The organism is Rhizobium sp. UBA1881 (genome assembly GCF_002338015.1).
GTDB lineage: Bacteria > Pseudomonadota > Alphaproteobacteria > Rhizobiales > Rhizobiaceae > Rhizobium.
The window spans coordinates 3,025-4,522 of the sequence record NZ_DDHH01000003.1 but is presented as its reverse complement, the minus strand read 5'-3'; the positions used below and the strand labels follow the sequence as shown (position 1 = coordinate 4,522).

Sequence of the window (1,498 nt, the reverse complement as noted above, 5' to 3'; positions counted from 1 at the left end):
AGCGAGGCGCCCAGCGCGACGGCGAGCAGATAGGCTTGCGGCTGGTGGTGGCCGGCTGCCGCGAACTCGATCGCGATGGGGCTCAGCACGATGGCGACGGTGGCGTTGTTGACGAAGGGCGTCAGCGCGATCGCCAGCAACAGCACAACGGCGATACCCGCCAGCGGCTGCGATATGGGCAGGATGGCGCCGAGCGCCGAGGCGATCACTTCGGCAGTCCCCGACGTGCCGACCGCCGAGCCGATCGGGATCATCGCGGCGAGCATGATGATGACGGGCCAGTTGAGATCGGCCATCGCCTGGCGGATGTTCAGGTAGTTGAGGAGCGCCAGCACGAGCACTACGCCGGCGAGCGCGATATCGGGCCGCACCACCGTGGTCGCGGCGATGCCGCAGGCAAAGATCGCGAAGGGCTGCCAGCTCAGCGAGAATGCGGCCGGGACGGGCGGCGAGGCGAGCGGCAGACATTCGCATTCCTCGAGCGCCTCGGCGATTGCGGCGCGATCGCCCTCCAGCACCAGGACGTCGCCGATCGAGAGCTGCAGATCCTCGAAGCGTCCCTCGATGCGGGGAGAGCGCATGGATAGGGCGCTGATCGCGATGCCGCGTGTGGAGAAGACCTCGAGCGAGCGCAGGCGCGAGCCGACCAGCGTGCTCTCCGGCATGACGACGGCTTCGACGCGGCTTGCCTCGGCCTGCCCATGATCCGTCTGCAGCGCGCCCGATGCGGCGAGGTCCACAAAGACCGTGTCGTCCGCTTCGGCCAGGAGGATGTCACCGGCCTCGACGATGGAGCGCTCGGCGGACCCGAAGACGAAGGCGTCGTTGCGCAGCAGCGCATGTGGCTTGAGCGCGAAGCGGGCGGGGAGATCGGCGAGGCTTGCGCCGATCAGCGGCGAGCCCGCGGGCACGCGCCGTTCGGCCACCATGCGGCGGCGCGGCGTTTCGGGTGCCGTCTCATCGTCCTCGCCATCCCCGGGGAAGAGCAGCGGCGCCAATACTGACGTCATCAGGATGCCGGCTGCGGCGACCGGCAGGCCGACATAGGCGAAATCGAACAGGCGAAAGCTCTCACCGGTCGCGGCCGCCAGCGCGTTGCTGACCAGCAGGTTGGCGGGCGTGCCGATCAGCGACACGAGGCCGCCGAGCAAAGCGGCGAACGAGATCGGCATGATCAATTGCCGCTTGGGGATGGCGCTGACGGCGCTGACGCGCAGCGCCACCGGCAGCGAGATAGAGAAGGCGCCGATATTGTTCATGAAGATGGAGATGAAGCCGGTTACGCCGGACAAGATGGCGATGACGCCGGTGCCGCGCATGCCGCGACTGGCAAGCGCCGTCGACACCCTATCGAAGAATCGGGTGCGGGCAAGCACCTGGACCACCAGCAGGATCTCGACGACGGTGATGACCACGGGGCTGGCAAAGCCCGCGAAGACCGCGTCGGTCGGATAAAGCCCGAGCGCATAGCCGGCAAGCAGGCCGGCGATCGCCACCA

The 1,498-nt window shown here is 68.2% G+C and carries 1 protein-coding gene; it reads right to left on the bottom strand.

Annotated elements, in window-relative coordinates; translation table 11 throughout:
• Positions 1–1,498: SLC13 family permease (locus B3605_RS00340; RefSeq protein ID WP_296431517.1), on the bottom strand; the 1,498-nt coding region annotated here is incomplete at both ends.